We start from the raw sequence: 1,321 nt of genomic DNA on the forward strand, positions 1-1,321 counted from the left end.
TGGGCCTGCCCCGTTTTGACGGACATCCGAGATCAGGGGACCTGGGGTCTCCGGGAGGATGTCCATCATCATGGAGAACATGGCGAAGAAGCGCGCACGGCCTCGTCGGTCGTTCACGCCTGAGTTCAAGGCCGAGATCGTCGAGTTGTGTCAGCGTGGGGATCGCACGGTCCGGCAGGTCAGCCAGGATTTCGACCTGACCGAGACCGCGGTCCGGGAATGGGTCAAGCAGGCCGACCTCGACACCGGCGCCCGTAACGACGGGTTGACCAGCAGCGAACGAGACGAACTCGCCCAGTTGCGGCGCGAGAACCGGCGGCTGCGCGAAGACGTCGATATTTTGAAGCGGGCAACGGCTTTCTTCGCCAAGGAGACCCGGTGAACAGGTACCCGTTCATCGAGGCGGAAAAGACCGGTAAGCACAACGTCAAGCGTGCGTGCGAGCTACTCGAAGTCTCCCGATCCGCCTACTACCAACATGTTCGTGGTGAGCAAACCCCGCGCCGTCGCGTCGATGCCGAACTCACCGAGCGCATCACCGTGGTGCATGCGGTGTCGAAAGGCACCTACGGAGCGCCGCGCGTGCACGCCGACCTGGCCCACGCGGGACTGCGACACGGCCGTAAACGCGTCGCCCGGCTCATGCGCGTCGCCGGGCTGGCCGGCAAGAGCCCACGCCGGTGGCGGACCACGACCATCCCGGATCCGAATGCCGGCAGGCGTCCTGACCTGCTCCGGCGTGACTTCACCGTTGACGCAACCGCGGTCGACACCCGCTGGTGCGGAGACATCACCTACATCAACACGTGGCAGGGCTGGCTGTATCTGGCCACCGTCATCGACCTGGCCTCCCGCCGCATCGTCGGCTGGGCCGTCGCCGATCACCTCAAGACCGACCTGGTCGACGCCGCCCTCACCGACGCTCTTCTACGGCGCCGGCCGCCGTCGGGGCTGGTCTTTCATTCCGATCGCGGCTGTCAATACACCAGCGCCCAACATGCCCGCCTCGCCGCCGCCCACGGCATCCGCCTGTCGACGGGCCGGCGCGGACAGTGCTGGGACAACGCGGTCGCCGAGTCGTTCTTCTCCACCATCAAAACCGAACTCATCCACCGCCAGCCGTGGCCCACCCACACCGCCGCCCGCCAGGCCATATTCGAGTACATCGAAGGCTGGTACAACACCCGCCGCCGACACTCGACTCTCGGCTATCTCAGCCCCGCCGCCTTCGAAGCGACCGGCAGCGACTCACTGCCGGCACGCCAGGCAGCCTGACTAAGGTCAACACATCGACCCTGTCCGTCGAATCGGGTCAAGCCCA

At 66.0% G+C, this 1,321-nt stretch carries 2 protein-coding genes; both read left to right on the forward strand.

Translation table 11 applies throughout. The annotated features are described in order from the left end of the window. Positions 1–70 precede the first annotated feature (70 nt). The gene (locus Ato02nite_RS50100) at positions 71–382 is read left to right on the forward strand and encodes a transposase (protein WP_213013819.1); all 312 of its coding nucleotides are present in this window, start codon (positions 71–73) and stop codon (positions 380–382) included. Beyond that, positions 379–1,275 (forward strand): IS3 family transposase, encoded by an 897-nt coding sequence (locus Ato02nite_RS50105; protein ID WP_246608244.1) that lies wholly within the window; start codon positions 379–381, stop codon positions 1,273–1,275. Before Ato02nite_RS50100 ends, Ato02nite_RS50105 begins: the two co-directional genes overlap by 4 nt. Positions 1,276–1,321 lie beyond the last annotated feature (46 nt).

Source organism: Paractinoplanes toevensis (assembly GCF_018332695.1).
GTDB classification, from domain to species: Bacteria; Actinomycetota; Actinomycetes; order Mycobacteriales; family Micromonosporaceae; genus Actinoplanes; species Actinoplanes toevensis.